This is a genomic window from Lactobacillus sp. UMNPBX16 (assembly GCF_002553775.1).
GTDB classification, from domain to species: domain Bacteria; phylum Bacillota; class Bacilli; order Lactobacillales; family Lactobacillaceae; genus Lactobacillus; species Lactobacillus crispatus.
This window is the reverse complement of record NZ_PCYU01000067.1, coordinates 1-1240: the sequence shown is the minus strand read 5'-3', so window position 1 is coordinate 1240 and position 1240 is coordinate 1. Positions and strand designations below refer to the sequence as shown.

Annotated in this window: 1 protein-coding gene; it reads right to left on the bottom strand. The window is 38.4% G+C overall.

The annotated features are described in order from the left end of the window. Positions 1 to 36: 36 nt before the first annotated feature. Positions 37 to 1083 (bottom strand): IS30 family transposase, encoded by a 1047-nt coding sequence (locus CP367_RS10195; protein ID WP_065991187.1) that lies wholly within the window; start codon positions 1081 to 1083, stop codon positions 37 to 39. Positions 1084 to 1240 lie beyond the last annotated feature (157 nt).

Here is a 1240-nt window from a genome sequence, read left to right as displayed (position 1 = left end):
CGAAAATTGCAATTTCAAATTGAACACTTTTGAAAATTAAATTCTGTATATTGAATCTAATCTTCTTTCAAATAGTTCATCTGGAGTATGGTAGCTCAATACTTTTCTAGGTAGATCATTAATCCAGAGCTCAATTGAGAAGATGTCATCCAAGCTATAATTCTTAACATACTCACCTTTAGGAATAAAGCGTCTAATTAAACGATTATGACATTCAACCCCGCCTTTATCACAAGAAGTATAAGGATGAGCATAGTAGACTAAAGTGTTTGAGATATCCTCAAGCTGGGAAAGATCCGCAAATTCAGAACCGTTGTCTGTAGTTACCGTTTTAAAGACTTCATTCCAATGTTCTTGATATTGAGCCTTCAAGTTGTTAAAGGCCGTCATTACGCTGCCAGCTGTCTTGTCAGGAATTGGAACTATCATGAACTTACGGGTCATTCGCTCATACAAGGTCAGCAGAACTTCATCGTCTTTGGTTTTATGCCCTAAGACCAGATCACATTCCCAGTGACCGAACTCTTTGCGCTGATCAATATATTTGGGCCTGTCTTCAATACTGCGGCCAAGTTTCTTTTTATTTGCACGAATACGCTTGGTTTTGGTATTGCGGGTAAGTTTTTCTGGCAGATCAGTATTTTGAATCTGGAGAAGGCCTGAATCTACGTAGCGGTAAAGAGTTCTGGTGCAGACAATCTGATTCCTGGTAAACAGTCCCGTTGCCAGGGAGCGGCCAACACAGGCATCCAAAGACCAGCCAGAGTTAAAGAAATGTTCTTGAACATAATCAATGAAGTGCTTCTTAAGCAGATAGTGCGGCTTACGTCCAGAATTCAAGCGGTGACGATTATAAGCCTCTTGACCAGCTTTAGCGTGATAGCGTTTGACATTGCCGTTATACAAAGTGACAGTACCGCGATCTATTTCATATTTGATCGTACTAGGAGAGCAGTTAAGCTTGCGTGCAATAGCACGCATGGAATAGCCTTCTTTGCGCAAAGTTTGGATTTCAACTCTGTTTTCAAAAGAAAGATGCTTGCCTTTAGTATGAGTGTCTGTGATAGAATGTAATAAGTTCATTTGAATCTCTTTTCTAGAAGTTTTTGTGGTTAATTACATTCTATCAAAGAGTCCAAATGGACTTTTTTTAATATTTGAACGAAGTGTTCAATTTGATTTTACAATCCGCCTAAAAATAAAATTTACAATTTACATTGACTTATCACCACATGACTTT

Bases quoted from the DNA above. Each gene is read 5' to 3' on its own strand.
- CP367_RS10195 (WP_065991187.1), bottom strand. From the start codon at position 1,083: ATGAACTTATTACATTCTATCACAGACACTCATACTAAAGGCAAGCAT.